This is a genomic window from Vibrio sp. R10-SG3-ISO3, assembly GCF_059834225.1.
In genome coordinates this window covers 58,473-82,378 of sequence record NZ_JCBDHE010000017.1, presented here as the reverse complement: position 1 = coordinate 82,378, position 23,906 = coordinate 58,473, and the positions used below count along the sequence as shown (strand labels likewise).

22 protein-coding genes are annotated in these 23,906 nt (G+C 50.8%); 16 read left to right on the top strand and 6 right to left on the bottom strand.

Going from position 1 to position 23,906, the window contains the following annotated elements:
- Positions 1-67: 67 nt before the first annotated feature.
- Together argS and AC6R1A_RS04475 are read left to right on the top strand one after the other, a co-directional pair.
- Positions 68-1,801 carry an arginine--tRNA ligase gene (gene argS, locus AC6R1A_RS04480; RefSeq protein WP_334551121.1) on the top strand — a complete coding sequence of 578 codons (1,734 nt, stop codon included), beginning with the start codon at positions 68-70 and terminating at the stop codon, positions 1,799-1,801.
- Positions 1,802-1,892: 91 nt separating this feature from the next.
- Positions 1,893-2,321, top strand: coding sequence for an HIT family protein (locus AC6R1A_RS04475; protein ID WP_500633250.1), 429 nt, complete (start codon positions 1,893-1,895; stop codon positions 2,319-2,321).
- A 30-nt stretch (positions 2,322-2,351) separates the two neighbouring features.
- On the opposite strand, the gene AC6R1A_RS04470 is transcribed toward AC6R1A_RS04475, so the two are convergent.
- From AC6R1A_RS04470 to znuA, 5 genes are all read right to left on the bottom strand, one after another.
- Positions 2,352-2,582: a FeoC-like transcriptional regulator gene (locus AC6R1A_RS04470; RefSeq protein WP_500631869.1), complete on the bottom strand. Its 231-nt coding sequence runs from the start codon at positions 2,580-2,582 to the stop codon at positions 2,352-2,354.
- Positions 2,579-4,855 (bottom strand): Fe(2+) transporter permease subunit FeoB, encoded by a 2,277-nt coding sequence (feoB, locus tag AC6R1A_RS04465; protein WP_500633251.1) that lies wholly within the window; start codon positions 4,853-4,855, stop codon positions 2,579-2,581. Before feoB ends, AC6R1A_RS04470 begins: the two co-directional genes overlap by 4 nt.
- Positions 4,852-5,082, bottom strand: a complete 231-nt coding sequence (locus tag AC6R1A_RS04460; protein WP_500631867.1) for a FeoA family protein — start codon at positions 5,080-5,082, stop codon at positions 4,852-4,854. The genes feoB and AC6R1A_RS04460 overlap by 4 nt, the downstream gene beginning before the upstream one ends.
- Before the next feature lie 441 nt (positions 5,083-5,523).
- Entirely contained in the window at positions 5,524-8,805 is a 3,282-nt protein-coding gene (locus AC6R1A_RS04455) for a helix-turn-helix domain-containing protein (RefSeq protein ID WP_500633252.1), read from the bottom strand.
- Between the two features lie 282 nt (positions 8,806-9,087).
- On the bottom strand, positions 9,088-9,993 hold the full coding sequence (gene znuA, locus AC6R1A_RS04450) for a zinc ABC transporter substrate-binding protein ZnuA (protein ID WP_500633253.1): 906 nt from the start codon (positions 9,991-9,993) through the stop codon (positions 9,088-9,090).
- 80 nt (positions 9,994-10,073) lie between these two features.
- Here znuA and znuC point away from each other — a divergent pair, with 80 nt between their 5' ends.
- The 12 genes from znuC (at position 10,074) to AC6R1A_RS04390 (ending at position 20,690) form a co-directional block, all read left to right on the top strand.
- Positions 10,074-10,862: a zinc ABC transporter ATP-binding protein ZnuC gene (znuC, locus tag AC6R1A_RS04445; protein WP_500633254.1), complete on the top strand. Its 789-nt coding sequence runs from the start codon at positions 10,074-10,076 to the stop codon at positions 10,860-10,862.
- Positions 10,855-11,637, top strand: coding sequence for a zinc ABC transporter permease subunit ZnuB (gene znuB, locus AC6R1A_RS04440; RefSeq protein WP_500631949.1), 783 nt, complete (start codon positions 10,855-10,857; stop codon positions 11,635-11,637). Before znuC ends, znuB begins: the two co-directional genes overlap by 8 nt.
- A gap of 270 nt (positions 11,638-11,907) precedes the next feature.
- Positions 11,908-13,053, top strand: coding sequence for an HD domain-containing phosphohydrolase (locus AC6R1A_RS04435; RefSeq protein ID WP_500633255.1), 1,146 nt, complete (start codon positions 11,908-11,910; stop codon positions 13,051-13,053).
- 134 nt (positions 13,054-13,187) lie between these two features.
- Positions 13,188-13,769: an electron transport complex subunit RsxA gene (gene rsxA, locus AC6R1A_RS04430; protein ID WP_334551133.1), complete on the top strand. Its 582-nt coding sequence runs from the start codon at positions 13,188-13,190 to the stop codon at positions 13,767-13,769.
- Entirely contained in the window at positions 13,769-14,353 is a 585-nt protein-coding gene (gene rsxB, locus AC6R1A_RS04425) for an electron transport complex subunit RsxB (RefSeq protein WP_334551134.1), read from the top strand. The genes rsxA and rsxB overlap by 1 nt, the downstream gene beginning before the upstream one ends.
- Positions 14,354-14,361: 8 nt before the next feature.
- Positions 14,362-16,677: an electron transport complex subunit RsxC gene (rsxC, locus tag AC6R1A_RS04420; RefSeq protein WP_500633256.1), complete on the top strand. Its 2,316-nt coding sequence runs from the start codon at positions 14,362-14,364 to the stop codon at positions 16,675-16,677.
- The gene (rsxD, locus tag AC6R1A_RS04415; RefSeq protein WP_500633258.1) at positions 16,677-17,723 is read left to right on the top strand and encodes an electron transport complex subunit RsxD; all 1,047 of its coding nucleotides are present in this window, start codon (positions 16,677-16,679) and stop codon (positions 17,721-17,723) included. The genes rsxC and rsxD overlap by 1 nt, the downstream gene beginning before the upstream one ends.
- Before the next feature lie 8 nt (positions 17,724-17,731).
- Positions 17,732-18,367: an electron transport complex subunit RsxG gene (rsxG, locus tag AC6R1A_RS04410; protein WP_500633259.1), complete on the top strand. Its 636-nt coding sequence runs from the start codon at positions 17,732-17,734 to the stop codon at positions 18,365-18,367.
- Complete coding sequence (locus AC6R1A_RS04405; RefSeq protein ID WP_500631859.1) at positions 18,360-19,046, top strand: electron transport complex subunit E; 687 nt, start codon at positions 18,360-18,362, stop codon at positions 19,044-19,046. Before rsxG ends, AC6R1A_RS04405 begins: the two co-directional genes overlap by 8 nt.
- A 25-nt stretch (positions 19,047-19,071) precedes the next feature.
- Complete coding sequence (gene nth, locus AC6R1A_RS04400) at positions 19,072-19,713, top strand: endonuclease III (protein ID WP_334551142.1); 642 nt, start codon at positions 19,072-19,074, stop codon at positions 19,711-19,713.
- 11 nt (positions 19,714-19,724) lie between these two features.
- Positions 19,725-20,141: a lactoylglutathione lyase gene (gene gloA / locus AC6R1A_RS04395; protein WP_334551144.1), complete on the top strand. Its 417-nt coding sequence runs from the start codon at positions 19,725-19,727 to the stop codon at positions 20,139-20,141.
- A gap of 111 nt (positions 20,142-20,252) precedes the next feature.
- Positions 20,253-20,690, top strand: a complete 438-nt coding sequence (locus tag AC6R1A_RS04390) for a DUF2753 domain-containing protein (RefSeq protein ID WP_334551145.1) — start codon at positions 20,253-20,255, stop codon at positions 20,688-20,690.
- Positions 20,691-20,786: 96 nt separating this feature from the next.
- Here AC6R1A_RS04390 and motY read toward each other — a convergent pair whose 3' ends face one another.
- The gene (gene motY, locus AC6R1A_RS04385; protein ID WP_334551147.1) at positions 20,787-21,668 is read right to left on the bottom strand and encodes a flagellar protein MotY; all 882 of its coding nucleotides are present in this window, start codon (positions 21,666-21,668) and stop codon (positions 20,787-20,789) included.
- A 195-nt stretch (positions 21,669-21,863) separates the two neighbouring features.
- On the opposite strand from motY, the gene rnt reads away from it, so the two are divergent.
- Together rnt and AC6R1A_RS04375 are read left to right on the top strand one after the other, a co-directional pair.
- Positions 21,864-22,511, top strand: a complete 648-nt coding sequence (rnt, locus tag AC6R1A_RS04380) for a ribonuclease T (RefSeq protein ID WP_334551149.1) — start codon at positions 21,864-21,866, stop codon at positions 22,509-22,511.
- Between the two features lie 36 nt (positions 22,512-22,547).
- Positions 22,548-23,873, top strand: a complete 1,326-nt coding sequence (locus AC6R1A_RS04375) for a Na+/H+ antiporter family protein (protein ID WP_500628594.1) — start codon at positions 22,548-22,550, stop codon at positions 23,871-23,873.
- Positions 23,874-23,906 lie beyond the last annotated feature (33 nt).

Sequence of the window (23,906 nt, the reverse complement as noted above, 5' to 3'; positions counted from 1 at the left end):
GATGCCCATCTGCTCGCCGAAATTGAATGCATACCCAACCAATTCCCGAGAATTGAAGGAAGCGCGAGTGAATATCCAAGCACTTATTAATGACAAAGTTTCTCAGGCTCTAGAAGCCGCTGGCGCACCTGCAGGCAGCCCTGCAGCGGTACGTCAATCTGCAAAACCACAGTTTGGTGACTACCAAGCGAACGGCGTTATGGGCGTCGCGAAAAAACTCGGCACCAACCCACGAGAATTTGCACAAAAAGTATTGGACGTACTAGACCTCGATGGCATCGCCAGCAAAACGGAAATCGCTGGCCCAGGTTTCATTAACATCTTCCTTGATGAAGCCTTCCTTGCAAAACAAGCCGATGCAGCGCTTGCCGATGCGCGCCTTGGCGTGGCGGCTGAAGCACAGCAAACCATCGTCGCAGACTACTCAGCGCCAAACGTCGCCAAAGAGATGCACGTTGGTCACTTGCGCTCAACCATCATTGGTGACGCGGTGGTGCGCACACTGGAGTTTTTGGGCCACAAAGTGATTCGCGCTAACCACATCGGTGACTGGGGCACGCAATTTGGTATGTTGATTGCCAACCTAGAGCGCGTACAGAAAGAATCTGGCGAAGTGTCGATGGAACTGTCGGATCTTGAAGCCTTCTACCGCGAATCGAAAAAGCTCTACGACGAAGATGAAGCATTTGCAGAGAAAGCCCGTAACTACGTGGTCAAACTGCAAGGTGGTGACGAATACTGCGCAGAAATGTGGAAAAAACTGGTGGATGTCACCATGATCCAGAACCAGCGCAACTATGATCGCCTCAACGTTTCTTTGACGCGTGACGACGTCATGGGCGAAAGCATGTACAACGACATGCTGCCAGGCATCGTTGCCGATCTCAAAGAGAAAGGCTTGGCGCAAGAAGACGATGGCGCGCAGGTCGTCTTCCTTGACGAATACAAGAACAAAGACGGTGAGCCTATGGGCGTCATCATCCAAAAACGCGATGGCGGCTTCCTCTACACCACAACAGACATTGCGTGTGCCAAATACCGCTATGAAACGCTAGGCGCTGATCGCGTGTTGTACTTTATCGACTCACGTCAGCATCAGCACCTAATGCAAGCGTGGACCATCGTTCGTAAGGCAGGTTACGTACCAGAAGAGGTTACCCTTGAGCACCACGCATTCGGTATGATGCTTGGCAAAGATGGTCGCCCATTCAAAACTCGCGCGGGCGGCACTGTGCGCCTTGCTGATCTGTTGGACGAAGCGCAAGAGCGTGCCATCAAACTGATCGAATCGAAAAACCCAGATCTTGATGCGCAAGAGAAAACCAACATCGCGACGACCGTAGCGATGGCAGCGGTGAAATACGCGGATCTCTCTAAGCACCGTACCACGGATTATGTGTTTGACTGGGACAACATGCTCGCCTTTGAAGGCAATACTGCGCCTTACATGCAGTATGCCTACACGCGTGTTGCGTCGATCTTCGCCAAAGCGGGAATCGAAATGGACGCGTTGTCTGGTGAGATTAAAGTGACGGAAGAGAAAGAGAAAGCGCTGATCGCTAAGCTTCTGCAATTTGAAGAAGCGGTACAGTCAGTGGCTCGCGAAGGTCAGCCTCATATCATGTGTAGCTACCTGTTTGAGTTAGCGGGTCAATTCTCTAGCTTCTACGAAGCATGCCCTATTTTGAGCAGCGAAGATGAGTCTATCAAGCAAAGCCGCTTAAAACTGGCGGCATTGACCGCGAAGACCATCAAACAAGGTCTTTCTCTGTTGGGTATCGATACCCTTGAGCGCATGTAATCGCGCCTAGCCTTGACCATTCAGGCGACGAAACGAAGGTTGGTGTGAAAGCATCAACCTTTTTGTTATCCATGGACTAAGGATCCTCACCATGAGTTTTGAACTTCATCCCCAACTGGTTAAAGACACGACCTTACTTGGCCACTTCCCCCTCTGTGTTGCGCTGTTACACAAAGACGGTGCCGTGCCTTGGGTTATCTTGGTGCCCAAACGAGCGCAACTCAAAGAGCTGCACCATTTGCCGATGCAAGAACAGCAACAGTTTTTGCTGGAGTCACAAGCGGTGAGCCAAGCTCTGGAAGCCACCTTTCGACCTGATAAACTGAACCTTGGGGCGCTGGGCAACATGGTGCCGCAACTGCACATTCACCATATCGCTCGCTTTAAGGATGATGTGGCTTGGCCTGGCCCTGTTTGGGGCAATACGCCGGGTGAACATCGTAGCGACGAGGCACAAATTGAGATAGCAACTCGCTTGAGCAATGTTCTGTCGCTTAGTCACTTGTTTACACGAGTTTGAACTTCTGTCGAGCACCACAGCAGCAGACGTCTACATGCTAGTGATGATAGCAATCTGGTCATTTCGGACGGACACATATCGTGTCCGAACCGTAATGTTGTGCTCATTGACATCATCTATCCTAGACAGTTTCCCTTTGCGTAACCATATCGCCAACATGGCATCGACCCCATCGAGCGACAATGAAAAACGCTTGGCAAGCTCCGCTTGGGTCACCGTACCACATTGATCAATGTAAGCTTTTAGCTCTGATACGATCATGCGGTTTGCACCTCTAGCGACGCTTGCTCTCGTCTTCCCGCCACTTTCAGAGCACGCCAAACGCCTGCACTGACAACGACAATCCCCGCAATCCACACGCTGCTACTCAGAGGATGATCGGTAAAATGCGCCACTTGGTAATACAAGGCCGCGCTGCCGTAGGCCAGCCCCATCGTCCATACGGCAATAAAGCGTGCGTATCGAGCGCCAAATTCACGCACATACGCTCCCATCGCCGCCACACACGGTGTATAGAGCAATATGAATACCAGATAGGCGAACGCTGCGTGAGAAGAAGCAAAATGCTGCTTTAAGTTACCGAAAATCGATGCGTCCACCGCTTGCTCTTCTGCCACCGCTTCGGTGTCGGATAAATCCCCCACAGAAATGCCCAACGGGTCGCTAAAGCTCAGGCCAATCAAGTTATCGCCGATCGAGGCAAACGCCTCTTCCATACTGGCTAATAAATCATACTCACTCTCTTCACCTTGCGCGGGCGCGTAGAGGTTATTCAAGGTGCCGACCACCGCTTCTTTAGCAAAAATGCCGGTGATGATGCCGATGGTTGCCGGCCAATTGTCCGCTTCAATACCGATGGGCTCAAATACCGGTGTGACCCACACCGCCGCTTGCGACAGCACCGAGTGCTCGCTGTCCTCATTCCCAAAACTGCCATCAGTACCGAGCGAGTTCATAAAACTCAAGATCGCGACAACCATGACAATGGTTTTCCCCGCGCCAAGCACAAAGCGTTTGAGCTTTTGCCAAGTTTTGATCAACACATTTGGTATCGTCGGTAGCTCATAATCCGGCATTTCCATCACTAAACTCTCACTCGAACCTGGATAGAGCGTGTGCTTAAGTACCCAACCCGTCAACACTGCGGCGACAATGCCAAGTAAGTAGAGGGCGAAGACAACGTTCTGCCCACTTTGCGGGAAGAAAGCGGCAGCAAACAGCGCGTAAACCGGTAGACGAGCCCCGCAGGACATAAACGGCGCCATTGAGGCAGCCAGCTTACGCTCTCGTTCTTGATCGAGCGTGCGCGTGGCCATAATGGAGGGTACATTGCAGCCAAACCCGAGCACCAAAGGCACAAATGCTTTACCCGGTAAACCGAGTTTTTGCATCACCTTATCCAGCACAAACGCAGCGCGAGACATGTAGCCTGAACTTTCCAAAATGGCGAGAAACAGATACAAACACGCGATCACGGGAATAAAGGTGGCGACGGTTTGTATACCGCCACCAATGCCATCGGCAAGCAAAGTCACCAACCACACGGGCAGATGATCATCGAGCAAGTAGTGGCCGCCATCGACCAGCAAAGCGCCGACACCAATATCAAAGAAGTCGATAAATGCGCTGCCGATGTTGATGGAGAACATAAACATCAAATACATCACAACAAAGAAAAACGGCACGCCAACCCACTTGTTGAGAATGACGTTATCAACATTTTGTGTGAATGAATGGCTTAACACTCCCTGGGCTCGACGCACCTGTTGGCACAATTGGTGAAGATAGGTGTATTTGGTATCTGCCACCAGCAGATCAATATCCATCGTCAATTGACTCTGAGCCAGATGTACCTTTTCTCTTGACGCTTGAGTGAGTCCGTTGAGCACCAAGCGGTCACTTTCCAGCGCTCGGATCGCCAACGCACGCGGATTCACTTCAGCCTGACTCGATAAGGTCGATGTGAGCGAATCAATCGCCGCTTCAAACGCATCACCGTAATTCAAGCAAAATGCTTTCGGCGCAATGCCTTGCACTAAACGTTTATGGATATGCGTCTTAAACTGTTCAACGTCACTCTTTCGGTTGGCAGAGAGCGCCCAGACGGGGCAACCTAAAGCGCGTTCTAGCGCGTTGACGTCAATGGTTTGTCTGACTCGTTTTAGGGCGTCCATCTTATTGAGCACCACGATCATCGGTCGGCCGAGCTCGCGTAGCTGCAAAGTCATATAGAGGCTGCGTTCAAGACAGGTCGCGTCAACGACATTGATGATAAGATCCGCAGGATGAGTAAGCACTGCCCGGGAGGCAATAGACTCGTCTATGCTGTTGCCATCGTTCCCGCTATCAAGCGCGTAGATACCCGGCAGATCGGTTAAAGAGAAATCATCGCCGGCATGGTGAAAGCGGCCGGTCTTTTTCTCTACCGTCACGCCAGCCCAGTTACCCACTTGCTGACGCGCGCCCGTTAAGCCGTTAAACAAGGTCGTTTTGCCACTGTTTGGATTGCCGACAGTGAGAATTTGGTAATTCATGCGCGCACCTCCACATCAATCGAGTTGGCCATAGATTGACGAACGGCCAATGAGACACCGCGTACTTCAACTTGCAGTGGATCTCCCATTGGTGCGACACGAATCAAGGTTACCGCCGTGTTAGGCAGAAGCCCCATGACCATGAGTTTCTTGCGTACTTCTTTTGACATCTGACCAAAGCCAATGATGGTCGCGGTTTGACCCGGAGAAAGCTGAGATAATTGCATAACAGACCAATCGATAGTGTAAATGAGAAATATTACTATTAGTTATTGAGATGATATCTCTCTCTACCCGGTCAGATATTGTCTGAAATCAATCTTTGCATTTTTGTCCTCGTCACTTTTGTTAATTTTCGCCTCGTCAATACCGTCAAAATGGGACACTTGTTCAGACCGTCCCCACATTCCACATGACATAAAATCATCAAAAAACCACATAAAGTAAATAAAATTCATACACTTAAAACGATTGGCGCAATTCTTATAGTAAAATGGCGTTAATTTTATAAGTAAAATAAGTGCGGGTATTTATAGTGAACAGGTCGCTAGGGCACAGCCTGAAGTGACATTGAATTCCAGAGGTGGCGCAGCGCGCCACTCCGGCAGCAAGCGAAGGTGTCATTGACACCCGTGGTATAGTCCCCCCGGCTATACCACGTTATTTTTTTACTCTTCCCCCTGCCCTTCGACAAATTGAGTCGGCGACACTCCAAAGCGATATTTAAACCGTTGACTGAAATACGAGGGATCGTTAAAGCCACATTCAAACGCCACATCCGACACTTTTTCCCCCGCTAGTAAACGTCGACATGCATGATCGAGGCGTACTTCATTGAGATATTCGGTAAAAGTGGTGTGCTGATGGCTTTTTAAGCGGCGCTGAAGGCTGCGCTCTGAGACATAGAGCAATTGCGCCGCCTTTGATAAGCCAAAATCCGCCTCCGCATAGTGCGCTTCAACAATGGTTTTCAGTTTGGCGAACCAAGGGTCCCTCTCTTCTTGCACAGAGTGCGGCAGTTGCTTGACGGCTGAGCGCTCAGTGAAGTGATCGCTCACTGGCCACGTAAACTCCTGCATATTGCGCTCTTTTGAGCAGTGAATCGTCACACTACCACCGCTCGCCTCAACCAACTGGCTCATTTTCATCAGGTAATCTTGGCCGAGGTCCGCATGGTCGATCGACTCCCCTTGATCTAGCACCGTCAAGGCAAGGCGCTCAACATTGTGGTCAATACGCATCATCACCGTCTGGTTGCGATAGCCGCGCTTAATGACATTATCAATCAGCACGTTAAGTATTTCGTCGAGGTTGAACGCATTTAGAGAGAGATAAACCGCTTGATCTTGTGGCCACTCAATATCCAAGCTCTGCCCTGATTTACGAATCTCTTCTTGCCAACCATCGATCGCCGCATGAAAAATGAGATTAAAGTGGTAAACCGGATCCGCCTCTTTATTCGCTTCGCGGGCAAAAATCGATAACGCGAGCTCTTGACTGAGCCTATCGACCACTGGTTTAAACTCCGCACTGTTGTATGGCGGCATCGTCAACTTACTCTGTAAACTCGCCACAGAGTGGGCGTAAATAAGACGCCGAATGTGAAGTTGTTTCCTTAACTGGACATTATTCGCCAATAGCACTCGGCTTTGGTGTTCAAGCTGGTGGGTTTTCAGTTCCACTTGCGCTTTAAGCGCTCGGTTTGCTTTGGCCATTAGCCGCGATCGCCAATACACTATCCAGACGATACACGCACAGAGCAACACCACGGCCGCCCCTATCGAGCTGTGCTCTAAGTACCAAGGCTTATTAACGAGAAATTGAAAGCGGTCTTCCTGACCGGTGCGTCGGCCGTTGTGTGTCACTCTCACGCTCAATTGATGCAAGCCGGGTAGCAAGTGTTCGATGGTCAGCGTCACCCCCTCCAACACTTGCCATTCAGGCTCGTTATCTAAACGATACTCAATCTGCGCGCCACTCAACTGAGGCATCACACCAAATTGGAAGGAGAGTGACTCGCCAAACTCTGTGGTTAGTCTTCTATCCGGTGAATGGCCCAAAGCGACCCGTTCCTGACCAACGTTCACTTGACTGACTACGACGCGACCAGATGGGAGCGCTTGATTTGCTAAACGCTCAGTATCCACTGTCATCAAATGATGGCTTGAGCCCATCAGCAAGGTGTGTTCGCGGCCAGATTTAGCGCCGCAAAGCCCAGTGACAAACTCATTATTCCTCAGCCCTAAAGGCTCGCCGTAGTGCTCCTTGAGCGCCCCCGCCAATGTGTATTGCGACAGCCCTGCAGATGTCGTTAGCCAGATACCTTGCTCATTACTCATCAAGCATTTTGGCGAGATATGGCCTTCAATCAACGCTAGCGATTCGGTGATCCCTGTCGCCGTATCAACACGATAGAGCCCGTATTGACCGGCCACCCAAAGCTCATCATCTGCCACCTCAATAATGTGGCTCACGCCGCCGTATTGGCTGCTGTCATCAACAAACTTAATCACACGACGCTCGAGCAAATAGAGTCCATGATCGGTGCCGATCAGCAAACGCTCACCGGCCGATTTGAGATACGTCAGTTGCGCTGGGAGGTACTGCGTTAACATCCAATCCGAGACAAAATCACGGAACACTGCGCGCTCGGGATCATAGCGCCATAACTGCTGGTCACTGGCCCCCCAGATGTGGCCCTGACTGTCAACTTCAAGATACTTGGCAACCGGTGCATTCGATACCAGTTGTGGCTCAGCAAGGCGACTGGGTGGTAAGGTGATCACGCCATTGGGGGTCGCTAGCCACAAGGTCTCTTGATGCTCCATCACATCACTAACAGCGCCTTGATACACTAATGTCCTCTGCCCTCTATCTGTAAGGTCCAGTTGATAGAGCCCGAGTGTCGTTAAGAGCCAATACCCTTGACGCTGCGCCATTGGCTCCAACATTAGGGGTTGCTCTCGCTCCGTTCCTTCGCTGAGCAATTGCGGATTAAAGCGCTGGAAATTGGGAGAGAACAAGGAGTAATAGCGCACGCCCTTATCGGTTGCCAACCAAATACCGCCCGCTTCATCGTTGACGATGGAGTAGATACGCTCTCCATAAAGCGGGTGCCCAGCCAAACGCTGGGAGCCAAGACGGCGTTCAGCACCATCGTTATGGGAGTAAATAATCAAGCCGTGTTCAGTGCCAATCCAATACGCGTCATCTGTTTCTGCCAAGCTCAGCACGTGCGAACCCGGAATGTCGGCGACCATTTGAGTAGGACGATGGATATTAAACACCAGCGCTCCCGACAAGGTCCCAACCACAATTTCGCCTCGCTTCGCGGAGTAATGGAGCTTTTCAATGTAATGCTGCTGCGAAAGTGGCACGTGTTCGAAATGACGTCGGTCGGAGACGTAGGCGCCCGCATTGGTGGCGAGCACCCATTTGGAGACGACAAATTGCGCATCATTGATGATGATGGTTGAGGATTGGGTAAACTGATACAACTCCATCAAAGAGAGCGTATCGAGTTCACCACTGGGGATATGGTAGGTGTAAAAATAGCGTTCATCGGCCAACCAAATGTAATCTCCCGACGCGCCGATGGAATGAATATCAGTGCCAGGAGTGAGGCTCAACACCAGTTCGCGCTCCTGATTTGGCAGCGTTCGATAGATTTCATTGCGAAAGAAAGACCAAAATGCATGGTCAGCGTACGCCACTTTATCGACATCATGCGTCAGCGCCGAGCCGACGTTCGGCGCCACGTTTTGACCGTCAAAAAAGAGGATTTGGGCTCGAACATCTTGCAGCCACAAACCGCCGCCCTCAGCAAGAAACAACTGTTTGGCGGCAAAGACCTTACCCTGACTTTGACTGGGTAGAGAATAAAAGACCTCTGGAGAGGCCACTACAACGTGTGCGCTCAAGCACAGCCAGAAAGCGATGAGTTGAGTCATCAGTTTTGATAAAGGGACGACGCGCAAAATACACCTGTTGCTATCAGTGACGCGCAGCGACAAGAGTCGCTGCGCAGTTATTTTGAGTCGATAATTATCTAACAACGCTTGGTCATTACAAGGTGTTTGCGTCTCACTTATCACATTCTTTGTGGCAAATCGTTGTGACCGAAAGCAAAAAGGGAGACACGTCGTCTCCCTTTTCCCTCGCTTCCTGCGCTGAGCGCGTTACACCAAACGTCCGTTGCGCTCTATATCTGAACATTTTTATATCTGAACGTCTTAGTCCGATAAACACTGCTCAAAACTGTCCGCCATCTGCTGCATAAAGTTGAAATAACCGCCAGATTCTACCACGATGTCTGCGCCGATGGGGTCAAGCACGCCTTGGTTGACGTCGGTGTTTCGCGTCACGGACTCGACCACCGCAGGCGTATATTGTGGCTCAGAAAAGACGCATTTCGCCTCTTTCTTCGACAGTGCTTGCCTTATTGCAATCAAGGTCTTCGCGCCTGGCTTGCGCTCTGGGCTGACAGTGAAAAAACCCAATTGATTGAGGCCATAATCCTCTTCAAAGTAACCATACGCGTCGTGGAACACGTAGTAGCCTTGATCTTTTACCTTGCTGAGTTGAGCGGCAATCTCATTGTGCTGCTGGCGCAGGCGCGCTTCAAACTGAGCAAGGTTGGCTTGATATGCTGCTTGCTGACTTGGGTCTATCTCAATCAACTTGGCACTGATCGCTTTGGCCACCTGAGAAGCCGTGTCCACGCCCATCCAAAAGTGGGGATCGTGACTGCCATGATCGTGACCGTCATGATCGTGACCGTCATGATCGTGACCGTCATGATCATGATGATCGCCCTGATATTCACGCAAAGGGAGACCGTCAATTTTGCTCAGTGTTAGCACGTTGTCACGCCCCTCTAAGATTTTGTCAAGGAAAGGCTCTAGGTCTGGGCCAAACCAAATAATCAAATCCGCTTGGTTGATTCGGCGCACGTCAGACGGACGCAACGCATAATCGTGCGGCGAGGTGTTGGCCGCCAATAAAACATCCGGCTCGTTGATGCCTAGTGTTAATTCATACGAAATTAATTGGATCGGTTTTATACTCGCGATAATATCGCTGGCCACGACACTCTTGCTGCTCAAGATAAGCAACAAGAGAGGAAGGAAACGTTTCATTTATGTACGACTGCTCTATAGCGTTGAGAAAGTATAAATGTTACATTATAACAATACTGAATTGCAAATGAGTTCTATTCATGTCGACTCTCGTCGAACTAGCTAATATTTCGGTCCAATTTGATGAGCGCAAAGTGCTCGATAAGGTCTCCTTGACCATCAAACGCGGCGAAATCACCACCTTGATTGGCCCAAACGGCGCGGGTAAATCCACCTTAGTCAAAGTGCTGCTTGGCTTGCAGAAGCGCTTTACCGGCCAGATCACACGCCAAAAAGGGCTGCGCACCGGCTACGTCCCACAGAAACTCAAGCTGAATGATTCGCTCCCTTTGACCGTTGAGCGATTTCTTAAACTGGCCGGGCGTTACAGCCAACAAGAGATCATCGACTCGCTCAAACTGGTGGGCGCAGAACACATGCTCATGGCCAATATGCATTCGCTATCTGGCGGTGAAACGCAACGCGTGTTACTCGCGCGGGCTCTGTTACAGCGTCCAGATTTATTGGTGCTTGACGAACCGGCGCAAGGGGTCGACGTGCAAGGGCAAATCGATCTGTATGAGCTGATTGATACGCTACGCCGCCGTTTTAACTGCGCGGTGTTTATGGTCTCCCATGATTTACATCTCGTCATGGCCAAGACCGATGATGTGATTTGTCTGCAACATCACATCTGCTGCTCCGGCGCACCTGCCGACATTACACAGCACCCCAATTATATTGCGCTGTTTGGCCAAGCTCAACGTGAGTCACTGGCGTTTTATCACCACCAGCATGACCACCATCATCATGATTTATCCGGTCAACCCGTAGCGGGCGATGCAACGGCCTGTTCTCACCATTCTCACGGACACCATCATCATGATTGAGTTTCTACTCCCCTCACTCTTTGCCGGTCTTGGTATTGCGGCGATCTCCGGTCCGTTGGGTTCATTCGTCGTGTGGCGAAAAATGGCCTATTTTGGGGACACCTTGGCTCATGCGTCGCTCATGGGTATCGCACTCGGCTTTTTGCTCAATATCAACTTGTATCTCGCCTTGGTGGTCTGCTGTTTGGCGCTCGCGGTGATTCTGGTCACGTTGCAACGCCAGCAGTTGGTCGCCACCGATACCTTACTTGGGATCTTGGCTCACAGTGCCCTATCACTCGGTTTGGTCGCCGTCAGCTTTCTTGATCACGTACGTATTGATTTGATGAGCTACTTGTTCGGAGATTTGCTCGCCGTCACGCCCACAGATTTGATCTACATTTACCTTGGCTCGCTCGTCGTTGGCGCGGTGCTTATCGTCTTCTGGCGTCCGCTCATTTCTACCACCGTCAACGAAGAGTTGGCGGCTGTCGAAGGCCATAACGTCGATTTGATGCGCTTGATTTTAATGTTGCTGGTCGGCCTAGTGATTGCGATTGGTATGAAATACGTCGGGGCCTTGATCATGACCTCACTACTGATCATTCCTGCTGCGGCGGCAAGACGTTTTGCCAAAAGCCCAGAGCAAATGGCGTGCTTTGCATCGCTGATTGGCAGTGTCGCGGTGATCTGTGGGCTGTCGCTCTCTTGGCATTACGATACCCCGGCTGGTCCATCTGTCGTCATCTGCGCGACGGCCTGTTTTATCCTCGCTCAGTTAAAACGTATTGATTAACCAATAGACCAAGCGCCGCGATCAGCGGCGCTTTACATTTTTTCTCCCCAAGTTTGCGATGGATCAAGCCTTTCGCATTTAGCTCTGCCTTTCCCCGCCAAGCGAGTTATCCCTGTCTACACTTAAGTAGGTAAGTTGCAGATTGCAGATTACTGCTTGTCCGAAGCTATGTGGCCGAAACTGAGTGTGCACACATTCAATACCCAGTGAGGCACAACAATCGGTTCGTTCTTGATTCATCGTTGGCGTTGATTTTGTAAGGGGGGCATCATGGAAAACTCAACACTGCATCGCCACTCTTCACTGGCACAAACCCATCACCTAAACGAGCAAATGACCGGCTTGTTGGAGCGTATGCAAGTTCACCATCCCGCTCTCGACCACTTAAGTTTTGCCCTGTATGACGACAGAGATCATTTGCTGCGCAGTTACGCCGACAGTACCTCGCTTTCGCTCAATATTACCCATTACGAAGCGCCACTGAGTTCATTACCGACGCTGCGCCAAAGCCTGCAATCGCGCAGCCCGGTCATTTTGACGCATCTAAAAACATTGCGCCGCTCGCCGCATATTGAGTCTTTACTGCGCGATGGCTACCGTTCTTCGGCGACCATACCAACCTTTATCCATGATCGATTCCTTGGGTTCATCTTCCTCAACTCTTATCAAGAGAGTGCGTTTACACCGGTGGCGCTCGATACCCTTAAGCCTTACTTGGAGATGATGAGGTTGTCGATTTTTTCTGAGTATCAGCTGGTGGATACCTTGATCAATTGCGCTTGCAAGCACGCTGCGCAGTTTCCGCTCTATCAACGAGAATCTCGGGCGCACAAACAGCGCGTCGCCAGTTTTACACATGTAATAGCAACGGGCCTTGCGCTCAAATACGATCTCGATGACGAAACCATTGAACACCTCAGCTTATTTTCGCAGTATCACGACATTGGCAAAGTCACGCTACCGGCCGAGCTACTGTGTAAACCCGGTAAGTTGACCGAGGTAGAACTCGCCACACTCAGAGAACATGTTCAAGCGGGCGAAGCCATCATTCATGAGTTCATTGAGCAAGCGGGCGCAAGTGGTCACCCCAGTGCTGAACTGTTTTTACACATCATTGCGCACCACTATGAGTTTCTCGATGGCTCGGGGTATCCTCGCCATCTAAAAGGCCATGAGATCCCTCTCGCCGCTCGTATTGTCTGCGTCGCAAATATCTTTGACGCTTTGATCACACATCGCCCGTATAAACAGGCATCGTCGATTCTTTACGCACTACTAGAGCTGGAAAAGATGGTTCAGATGGGTAAATTGGATCGTGATTGCGTCAATGCACTGCGCGAGCATCAAAGCGAACTAAAAGCGATATCAGAGCGCTATCCTGAACTCGACCCAAGTGAACGAGCGACGACAAATTAGTGACTTGGCTGACCAAACGACGCACGATCCCGTATAATTTTCATTCAACAATATAAAACCTTATCTTTCCTTGGTTGTTATTAGGCATCCAAAGCAGGATAATGTCGGGATCGGAATATCTAAATTATATAACTATGACCGAATATCTTTTGTTGTTGGTCGGCACTGTGCTGGTAAACAACTTTGTACTGGTAAAATTCCTGGGTTTATGTCCATTTATGGGGGTGTCTAAGAAATTAGAGACCGCTATTGGTATGGGGCTCGCGACGACGTTCGTGTTAACCCTCGCTTCCGTGTGCGCGTATTTAGTAGAAAACTACATCTTGCTGCCGCTTGGGTTGCAATACTTACGTACCATGAGCTTCATTCTTGTTATCGCCGTCGTCGTGCAGTTCACAGAAATGGTGGTACACAAAACCAGCCCGACACTCTACCGCTTACTCGGCATCTTCCTGCCGTTGATCACCACCAACTGTGCGGTACTGGGTGTTGCCCTGCTTAACATCAATGAGAACCACAACTTTATCCAATCGATTATCTACGGCTTTGGCGCTGCTGTGGGTTTCTCTATGGTGCTGATTTTGTTCGCTTCGATGCGTGAACGTATTAACGCTGCGGATGTGCCAGTCCCATTTAAAGGGGCGTCCATTGCGATGATCACCGCAGGACTGATGTCTCTCGCCTTTATGGGCTTTACTGGGTTGGTGAAGCTGTAATGAGTGCCATCCTAATTGCCGTTATCGCGATTGCCGCGCTTGCTGCGCTGTTTGGCGCAATCTTGGGCTTCGCCTCCATCCGCTTCAAAGTAGAAGCCGATCCGATCGTCGATCAAATCGACGCGATTTTACCGCAAACGCAGTGTGGCCAGTGCGGCTACCCTGGCTGTCGCCCTTATGCGGAAGCGATCGCCACGGGAGACGAGATCAACAAGTGTCCTCCCGGCGGTCAAGCCACCATTGAGAAGCTGGCGGATTTAATGGGTGTCGAAGCGACAGAGTCTGCGCATGACCTAGATGAAGCCGTCAAAAAAGTCGCCTTTATTCATGAGGATATGTGTATTGGCTGCACCAAGTGTATTCAAGCCTGCCCGGTTGATGCCATTGTTGGCGGCACCAAAGCACTGCATACCGTGATTAAAGATGAATGTACTGGCTGTGATTTGTGTGTCGCGCCGTGCCCAACGGACTGCATTGAAATGATTCCTGTAGAAAACACTACAGCGAACTGGAAGTGGCAACTGGACGCCATTCCTGTTGTTGATATTACCGATTCTGCCTCCGCGCAGAAAAGCGTGAATTAAGGACTGGTATGTTGTCATTAATCGAACAAATTAAATCAGGTACGCTGTGGCAGTTTCCTGGGGGAATTCACCCACCAGAGAATAAACAGCAGTCGCTGGGCAGTGAATTGGTTCGCGCCTCGTTGCCAACTGAAATTGTGCTGCCTCTCAAACAGCACATCGGCAAAGAAGGGACATTACTGGTTGATATCGGCGCGCACGTCTTAAAAGGTGAGCCGTTAACCAAGTACGACGTCACGTTCACGTTGCCCGTGCACGCGCCCACCTCAGGCACCATTACGGCGATTGAGCCTCGTACCACCGCCCACCCTTCCGGTTTGGCGGAGACCTGCATTGTCATTCAACCCGATGGCAAAGACACCTGGTATGACAAAGCCCCTTGGCCTGATTTCAGCCAACACTCTCCAGAAGCTCTGATTGAAAAGATCCGCCTAGCGGGGATTTCTGGTATGGGAGGCGCTGGCTTTCCTACCGCGAAAAAGATTCAATCAGGCCTCTCGCGTACCGAGATTTTGATCATCAATGCCGCTGAGTGTGAACCCTACATCACCGCCGATGACACCTTGATGCGAGAGTTTGCACAAGAGGTGATCACGGGCATCGAGATTGTCGAGCATATTCTCAAGCCAAAGCTGACCGTGATCGGCATTGAAGACAACAAACCTGAGGCGATTGCAGCCTTAGAAGCGGCAGCGCAAGACAAAAACCTGATCATTCGTGTCGTACCGACTAAGTACCCCTCGGGCGGCGAAAAGCAGCTCATCAAACTGCTGACTAACAAAGAAGTCCCCGCCGATGGCATCCCAGCGGACATTGGGATGATGGTACAAAACGTCGGATCGCTGTACGCCATCAAACGCGCCGTTGTGGATGGTGAACCTTTGATTGAGCGCATCGTTACGTTAACGGGCAATGCATTTCGTCAACCACGCAACGTCCTTGCGGCTTTGGGTACCCCAGTTCAAGCGCTGCTCGACGAGTTCGGCTATCAAGCAGATAAGCGCCTACCTCGATTGATCATGGGTGGGCCAATGATGGGCTTTACCTTGCCGCACGCCAATGTGCCCATCACAAAAACATCCAACTGTATTCTTGCCCCAACTCGCCGCGAGATCGCCCCTGCGGGTACGGAAATGGCGTGCATTCGCTGTGCTCAGTGCGCTGAGGTTTGCCCCGCGTCACTATTGCCTCAACAGTTGCAGTGGTATGCGAAATCGCAAGAGTATGAAAAATGTGAAGAGCTCAATCTAAAAGACTGCATTGAATGTGGCGCTTGTGCGTACGTCTGCCCTAGCGAGATCCCACTGGTGCAATATTATCGCCAGGCCAAAGCGGAGATACGCACGCGCAAAGAAGAAGCGCAAGCAGCAGAGCGTGCCAAACTCCGCTTTGAAGAGAAAAAAGCGCGTATGGAACGCGACAAAGCCGAACGTGAGAATCGCTTCAAAAAAGCCGCGGATGAACGTCGCAGCGAGATGAAAGCTAGTGGAGGAGATGACGCCATCGCCGCCGCCATCGCGCGTGTGAAAGCGCAAAAATCCACAAGCGAAGACAGCAAAACCAAGCCAGCGGTCGCCGCCGCGATTGCCAGAGCCAAAGCGAAACAAGAAGCGGCTAGAGAGCAAGCGACAAGCAGCAGCGACCAACCGGACAACACGGAAATGGCCAAGTTGCGAGAAGAGCGTAAACGTCAAGCCCGCGAGAAAAAAGCGCAGAAAGCGCAACAAGAAACCACTCAAAGTGATGAGCAAAGCGAAACAGACAAATCTTCCGCCGTCGCCGCTGCTGTGGCCAGAGCGAAAGCGCGCAAAGCCGCATTAGCAAGTAACAGTAGCGAAGAGACACCTGAAGAGCACAAGCCAGCAGAGGATCCAAAAAAAGCGGCAGTCGCGGCAGCGATTGCTCGCGCTAAAGCTCGTAAGGTGCAGCAAGAGAACGAAACGGGCTCCAGCAGCGAAGAGGCTCAAGCTAAGAATGAGCCTGCTGAGGATCCGAAAAAAGCCGCCGTCGCAGCAGCGGTTGCGCGCGCTAAAGCGCGTAAAGCGCAGCAAGAGAGCAACGCAGACTCCAGCAGCGAAGAGACTCAAGCTAAGAATGAGCCTGCTGAGGATCCGAAAAAAGCCGCCGTGGCGGCAGCGGTTGCGCGCGCCAAAGCGCGTAAGGCGCAGCAAGAGAGCGACGCAGACTCTAGCAGCGAAGAAACTCAAGCTAAGAATGAGCCTGCTGAGGATCCGAAAAAAGCCGCAGTCGCGGCAGCGATTGCTCGCGCAAAAGCTCGTAAAGCCGCCCAACAATCATCTAAACCTTCTGAGGAGAACAACTAGTGGCGTTCTTTATCGCAAGTTCCCCCCATGCTCACAGCCGTAAAAGCACGCCGGATTTGATGAAATGGGTCGCCGTCTGCGCCTTGCCCGGGCTTGCCGCTCAAATCTACTTTTTTGGTTGGGGCACTTTGATCCAACTGATTTTTGCCATTGCACTGGCACTGCTACTTGAAAGCGTGGTGATGCTGGTTCGTGGCCGCTCACCCATGTCGGCACTGCGTGATAACAGCGCCATCGTGACCGCTTGGTTGCTGGCTGTGGCCATTCCGCCTCTTTCCCCTTGGTGGATGATGGTGATTGGATTGGTGTTCGCCATCGTCATCGCAAAACACCTCTACGGCGGTATTGGACAAAACCTCTTTAACCCAGCAATGGTCGCCTACGTGGTGTTGCTCATCTCCTTCCCTGTCCAGATGACCAGTTGGATGGCGCCAAGCACACTGCAACCCGTCAGCACCTCCCTTGCCGATACCTTGTCGCTAATCTTTAGCGGTTACAGTCAAGAGGGGCTGTCGCTACAACAAATTCGCACCGGTATCGATGGCATCACTATGGCCACGCCACTCGATGCGTTTAAAACTGGCCTGCTTGCAGGAAATACCAGTGTGGAAGTGATGCGACAAGCGCAATTTAGCGGTTTAGGCGGCGTCGGTTGGGAATGGGTCAACTTGGCGTATTTGTTCGGTGGTTTGATGCTGATAAAACTGCGCATCATCAGTTGGCACATCCCTGTGAGTTTTCTCGCTAGCCTCGCTGCCATGAGCGGCATTTTTATGCTCATCATGCCAGGAGAGACCGCCTCACCCATCTTGCACCTCCTGTCTGGCGCAGCCATGATCTGCGCCTTTTTTATCGCAACCGATCCGGTGTCGGCGTCGACCACTGTCAAGGGACGCTTGGTATTTGGGGCCTTTATTGGCGCTATGGTCTTTATCATTCGAACGTGGGGCGGCTTCCCAGATGGCGTTGCCTTTGCGGTGCTACTGGGCAATATGTGTGTACCCATGATTGATTACTACACCAAACCCAAAACTTACGGTCACTGAGGGGTATCATGCTGAACGCTATACGTAACAACGGCGCAATCCTTGCCATCTTTGCCTGTGCTTCTACAGGCTTAGTTGCGCTGACTCACTACTTGACCGCCGATCAGATCCAGCGCCAGGAGCAAGCGCAGTTGCTCTCGGTACTCAATCAGGTCATCCCACATGATCTGCACGACAATGATCTCTACCAAGCCTGTACCTTGGTGACGGATCCGCTGCTTGGCACGGCTGAACCTATGCCAGTCTACCTCGCTTCCTTAAATGGCGAGCCTAGCGCCATGGCGATTGAAGCCATCGCGCCCGATGGCTATAACGGTTCCATCAAACTCATTATTGGCGTGAAACAAGACGGTACCGTCACCGGCACCCGAGTATTGAGCCATCAAGAGACCCCCGGACTCGGTGACAAAGTTGATTTACGTATCACAGATTGGATCCTCGGCTTTACCGGCAAAGTGCTGACTGCGGATAACCAGGCCAGTTGGAAAGTGCGCAAAGACGGCGGGCAATTTGATCAATTTACTGGGGCGACCATCACCCCAAGAGCGGTCGTCAAGGCGGTACGTAATACGTTAGAGTATGTCAACGACCATCGTGGTGACATTCAATCTCAACCGCTAAATTGCGGAGGTGCGCGTGACTGAACATCAAACACTGATTAAGAATGGTTTGTGGGACAACAACCCCGCACTGGTCCAACTACTTGGCCTATGCCCTTTACTGGCGGTCTCCTCTACCGTCACTAATGCGCTTGGCTTGGGGATTGCGACCCTGCTGGTTCTGGTTGGATCGAACGTGACCGTCTCTTTAGTACGCGACTATGTGCCAAAAGAGGTACGCATTCCGGTCTTTGTGATGATCATTGCCTCGTTAGTGACCTGCGTGCAGCTGCTGATGAACGCATACGCTTACGGTTTGTATTTGTCGCTAGGCATCTTTATCCCCCTTATCGTGACCAACTGCATCATCATCGGACGCGCTGAAGCGTTTGCCTCGAAAAACATACCACTTCTTGCCGCTCAAGACGGTTTTTGGATGGGCATGGGGATGCTGATTATTCTTGTCATTTTGGGAGCAATGCGTGAGATTCTTGGCAACGGTACCTTATTTGATGGTGCAGAGCTGCTGCTAGGGCAGTGGGCAACGGCGCTGCGAATTGAAGTGTTCCAATTTGACAGCAATTTCCTGCTGGCAATGCTGCCGCCAGGTGCCTTCATCGGCGTTGGGCTGCTGATTGCGATTAAAAACACCATCGATAGTCGACTGAGCGCGCGCAAAGAAAAAACCAAACCAACGATAGAAAGAGCGCGGGTGACCAGCTAATCAACACACGGGAAGTCAGCGAATAATGAACAAAGAGAAACGCATTCAAATTCTACAGAGGCTAAGAGATGACAATCCGCACCCGCAAACGGAGCTGAATTGGAACACGCCTTTCGAGCTGCTGATCGCGGTTCTCCTCTCGGCTCAAGCCACCGATGTCAGTGTCAACAAAGCCACTGACAAGCTCTACCCTGTTGCCAACACGCCACAAGCGATGTTTGATCTCGGTGTTGACGGCGTGAAAGAGTACATCAAAACCATTGGCTTATTTAACTCAAAAGCAGAAAACGTCATCAAAACCTGTCGTATTCTGCTCGACCAACATAACGGTGAGGTGCCTGAAAACCGTGAGGCACTCGAGGCACTACCTGGAGTGGGTCGCAAGACGGCGAATGTCGTCCTCAACACTGCCTTTGGTTGGCCAACGATTGCGGTCGACACGCACATTTTCCGCGTCTCCAATCGCACCAAATTCGCTATGGGCAAGAACGTTGACCAAGTAGAAGAGAAACTGCTTAAGGTGGTCCCCAAAGAATTCAAACTCGACGTACATCACTGGTTGATCCTTCATGGCCGCTACACCTGTTTGGCCCGTAAGCCAAGGTGTGGCAGTTGCTTGATTGAAGACCTGTGTGAATATAAAGAGAAAGTTTACCCCGACAACTAGGAGCTAGGCACATGTCAAACGGACGCATTCTACACACCATGCTACGCGTAGGTGATCTCGACAAATCTATTCAGTTCTACACTGACGTAATGGGCATGTCTCTGTTACGTAAAAACGAAAACACAGAATACCAATACACGTTGGCTTTCGTTGGCTATGGCGATGAGTCGCAAGGCGCGGTGATTGAGCTAACGTACAACTGGGGTACCGACAGTTACGATCTTGGCAACGCATTTGGCCATGTAGCAGTGGGTGTCGATGACATCTACGCTACTTGTGATGCGATCAAAGCCGCAGGCGGCAATGTGACCCGTGAGCCAGGCCCCGTAAAAGGTGGCACGACACACATCGCGTTTGTTGAAGATCCAGACGGTTACAAAATTGAGTTGATTCAAAACAAGCAAGCGACAGCTGGGCTTGAAGGCTAACAGTGCCAATCAATTCAACCTATGGGTAGCCTCGGCTGCCCATTTTTATTTGCTTTACATGATAATGATTATCACTTAATCTTATCCTTCTCATAGAGAGGAGAGACAAGCATGCAACTGGCAGAATGGGAAAAACACACACTGCTCGCAGACGTCGCGTTTAAGGACCAAGACCACTTACGCAGTATTCTGCATTATCAACAGGCATTAACACTGAGCGAACGACTGGGAGAACAGGTCGATGTCGATATCGAAGACCGACTGATGATCTCGGTGATTTCGTGCCACAACCTAGCGACCTTCTGGCGCTCGATGGGCGATGAAAAGTATGAACTGAAGTATTTACAGCTCGCTTCAGAGAAAGTGCTGACGCTGATCCCTCAATGCCCGAATTCAGACTGTGACGCCTTTGTCTCTTCGATCGGCTGCTGTAAAAAGGCGTTAGTGGAATTTATGAAACGCCACCCCAATCCGACCATCGCTCGCATGGTACAAGACATCGATACAGCGACCAATTGCAACTTAATCGCACAGTTTAAGCTGAATTGATCGGCTATCTTGATAACAACTTGGCTTCATGTTTTGCCTTAATACTGAAGTTATGCAGTCGATACAAAAACAGCGCCAAATTTTGGCGCTGTTTTTTTAGACTTGGGTACGACCGAGAGAAATCACTACGCGGCGGTTTTTATCTTTGCCAAGCGGTGATGCGTTGTCCGCCACCGGACGACGACGCCCATAACCTTGAACTTGAATCCTGTCTTCCGGTAAACCAAGCGAACGGAAGTAACGTTGCAGCACTTCAGCACGCTGCTCAGATAAACTTTGGCTGGCGGCTTTACTGTCTAACGAGTCGGTGTATGTCGATACCAACACCAAGTCGATATCTTGGTTGTGTTTAATGTACTCCGCAATTTGTGCAAGGCGTTTTTGCGAAGCTTTATTCAGCTCTACGCTAGAACGGTCATAATGCAAAATGGTGAAGGCGATATCTTCAAAGCTGTAAGGCAACAAGTTGGCAATACAGTCACTAAATACGTTGTAGGTGGGCTGAAAAAGCACCGACGACAACGCCACCTCTACCCGCTCGTCACGACTTTGCCACTCTTGATAGCTAAACGTGGGATAACGCCCCTTTTCAAGCTCACCCAAAATGCTCCACGCGGTTTGTCCACCAACGTAACCATCAAATTGCTGAAAAAACTGAATGCTCGACATGCGGCTAGCGCCATCGCCAGGTCGCCATGCTGGAGGCATCGACACTAAGCTAACGTCTCTTGTCTGCCCCATTGGCCGTTTCATCTTCAGCTCAAAGTCCAGATTGATCTTTTTACTGGCTTGGGAAGAAAACACCGCATCGCCGTAGTTTGGGATAGGATGAACCAACTTACATTCTAGCGGCGTATTGGCAACCATTTGCCAGGTTGACTGCATCGGCGTTGCCACATAGCGCTTCTCAAGCGCAAAGGCGTTCGCTTCAAAACCGGCAATGACTAGCCCTAAACAGGCAACGTAGAATTTGTTCATAGTATGCTTCATCTCTAATACTGCTGGGTGACTGGCGTTGCCGCTTGTCACTCTGTCTGCATGACTTTGGTGAGAATGATGCAAAAAGCTCGCCAACACTTTCATTCCCCAGCGTCGCCATCAAAGAGATTAACGGTTTTTCTTGTTGACAGAATCTGCAATAATGCTGCCCCTGTCACATAACAATAGACCAACATGAGTTCAGAAAACGAAGCATTGACGCTTAAAAAACGCTTTCGAGGCTATTTCCCAGTGGTGATCGACGTCGAGACCGCAGGATTTAACGCCCAAACCGATGCCCTCTTGGAAATCTGCGCGGTCACCTTACGTATGGATGAAAATGGCGACCTCCACCCTGCGTCAACGATTCACTTCCATGTTGAACCATTTGAAGGGGCGAACTTAGAAAAAGAAGCCCTAGAATTCAATGGGATTCGTGACCCATTTAGCCCGCTTCGCGGCGCAGTGACAGAAGCCGAAGCATTAAAAGAGATTTATAAGCTTGTTCGCCGCGAGCAAAAAGCGGCGGACTGTAGCCGAGCTATCATCGTTGCGCACAATGCCACTTTTGACCACAGTTTTGTCATGGCAGCAAGCGAACGTAGCAAGCTCAAACGCGTCCCATTTCACCCCTTCGCCACCTTTGATACTGCCGCATTAAGTGGTTTGGCCTACGGTCAAACTGTTCTGGCCAAAGCGTGTAAAACCGCAGGGATGGAATTTGACAACAAAGAAGCCCACTCTGCGCTCTACGACACGGAGAAAACCGCAGAGCTTTTCTGTGGCATCGTCAATAAATGGAAAGCCCTAGGCGGCTGGCCACTGAGCGACGACGCCGATTAATACTAAAAACATGTAAACACAATTATCGAGTAAGTTATGAACCCTGTTGTTATTTCCGTTTGCGTTATGCTAGCGCTTGCCCTAATGCGCGTGAACGTCGTGGTCGCGCTGACATTCAGTGCTATCATCGGCGGCCTCGTCTCTGGCATGAGTCTAAATGAGGCGGTTTCCGCGTTTGAAAGTGGTCTAGGTGGCGGCGCAACGATTGCACTGAGCTACGCGATGCTAGGTACGTTTGCCGTTGCGATTTCAAAATCCGGCATCACCGACCTTCTAGCAAGCAGCGTGATCAAACGTATTCATGGTAAAGAGAATGCCAATGCGTCACTTGGCCTTAAGTACGCCGTGCTGGTTGCCCTGATTCTAGTGACCATGTCATCGCAAAACGTCATTCCTGTCCATATCGCCTTCATCCCTATTCTTATTCCACCTTTGCTAGGCGTATTTGCAAAACTGAACCTTGACCGCCGCATGATTGCCTGTGTGCTGACTTTTGGCCTGGTCACGCCATACATGGTGTTGCCGATCGGTTTTGGTGGCATTTTCCTCAACAACATCTTACTGAAAAACTTGCACGACAACGGTCTTGAGTCTGTCACCGCAAGCCAAGTGCCGATGGCGATGCTGCTCCCTGCTGCGGGTATGGTGTTTGGTCTGATCACGGCTATTTTTGTCAGCTACCGTAAGCCTCGAATCTACAAAGAGACGGAGCTGACGCATGTGGAAGAGAACACCACCCAAGTGAACAAGAAGAACGTTCTGACTGCCGCATTGGGTATTATCGCGGCATTGACGGTTCAGCTCTCGACCGGTTCAATGATTGTCGGTGCCCTAGCTGGCTTTATGGTCTTTACCTTTGGTGGTGTGATTGCCTGGCGTGAAACTCAGGATGTCTTTACTAAGGGTGTGCACATGATGGCTATGATTGGCTTCATCATGATTGCAGCCGCAGGCTTTGCAGCGGTCATGAAGCAAACCGGTGGTGTTGAATCTTTGGTTGAAGCACTCTCTACCAGCATTGGTGACAACAAACCGCTCGCTGCGCTTCTGATGCTCATTGTTGGCCTATTAGTCACCATGGGTATCGGTTCTTCTTTCTCCACTATTCCTATTATCGCCACCATTTACGTTCCACTTGCTGCTGCGTTTGGTTTTTCACCACTGGCGACCGTTGCCCTTGTCGGTACGGCGGCAGCGCTTGGTGATGCAGGCTCTCCGGCCTCTGATTCGACCTTAGGCCCGACGTCTGGCCTGAATGCCGATGGGCAGCATGAGCACGTATGGGAAACGGTTGTCCCGACCTTTATCCACTACAACATCCCATTGATCGTCTTTGGCTGGATTGCCGCGATGACGCTCTAAACGCGTTGGTCTTTGGATAAATGAAAATCTAAA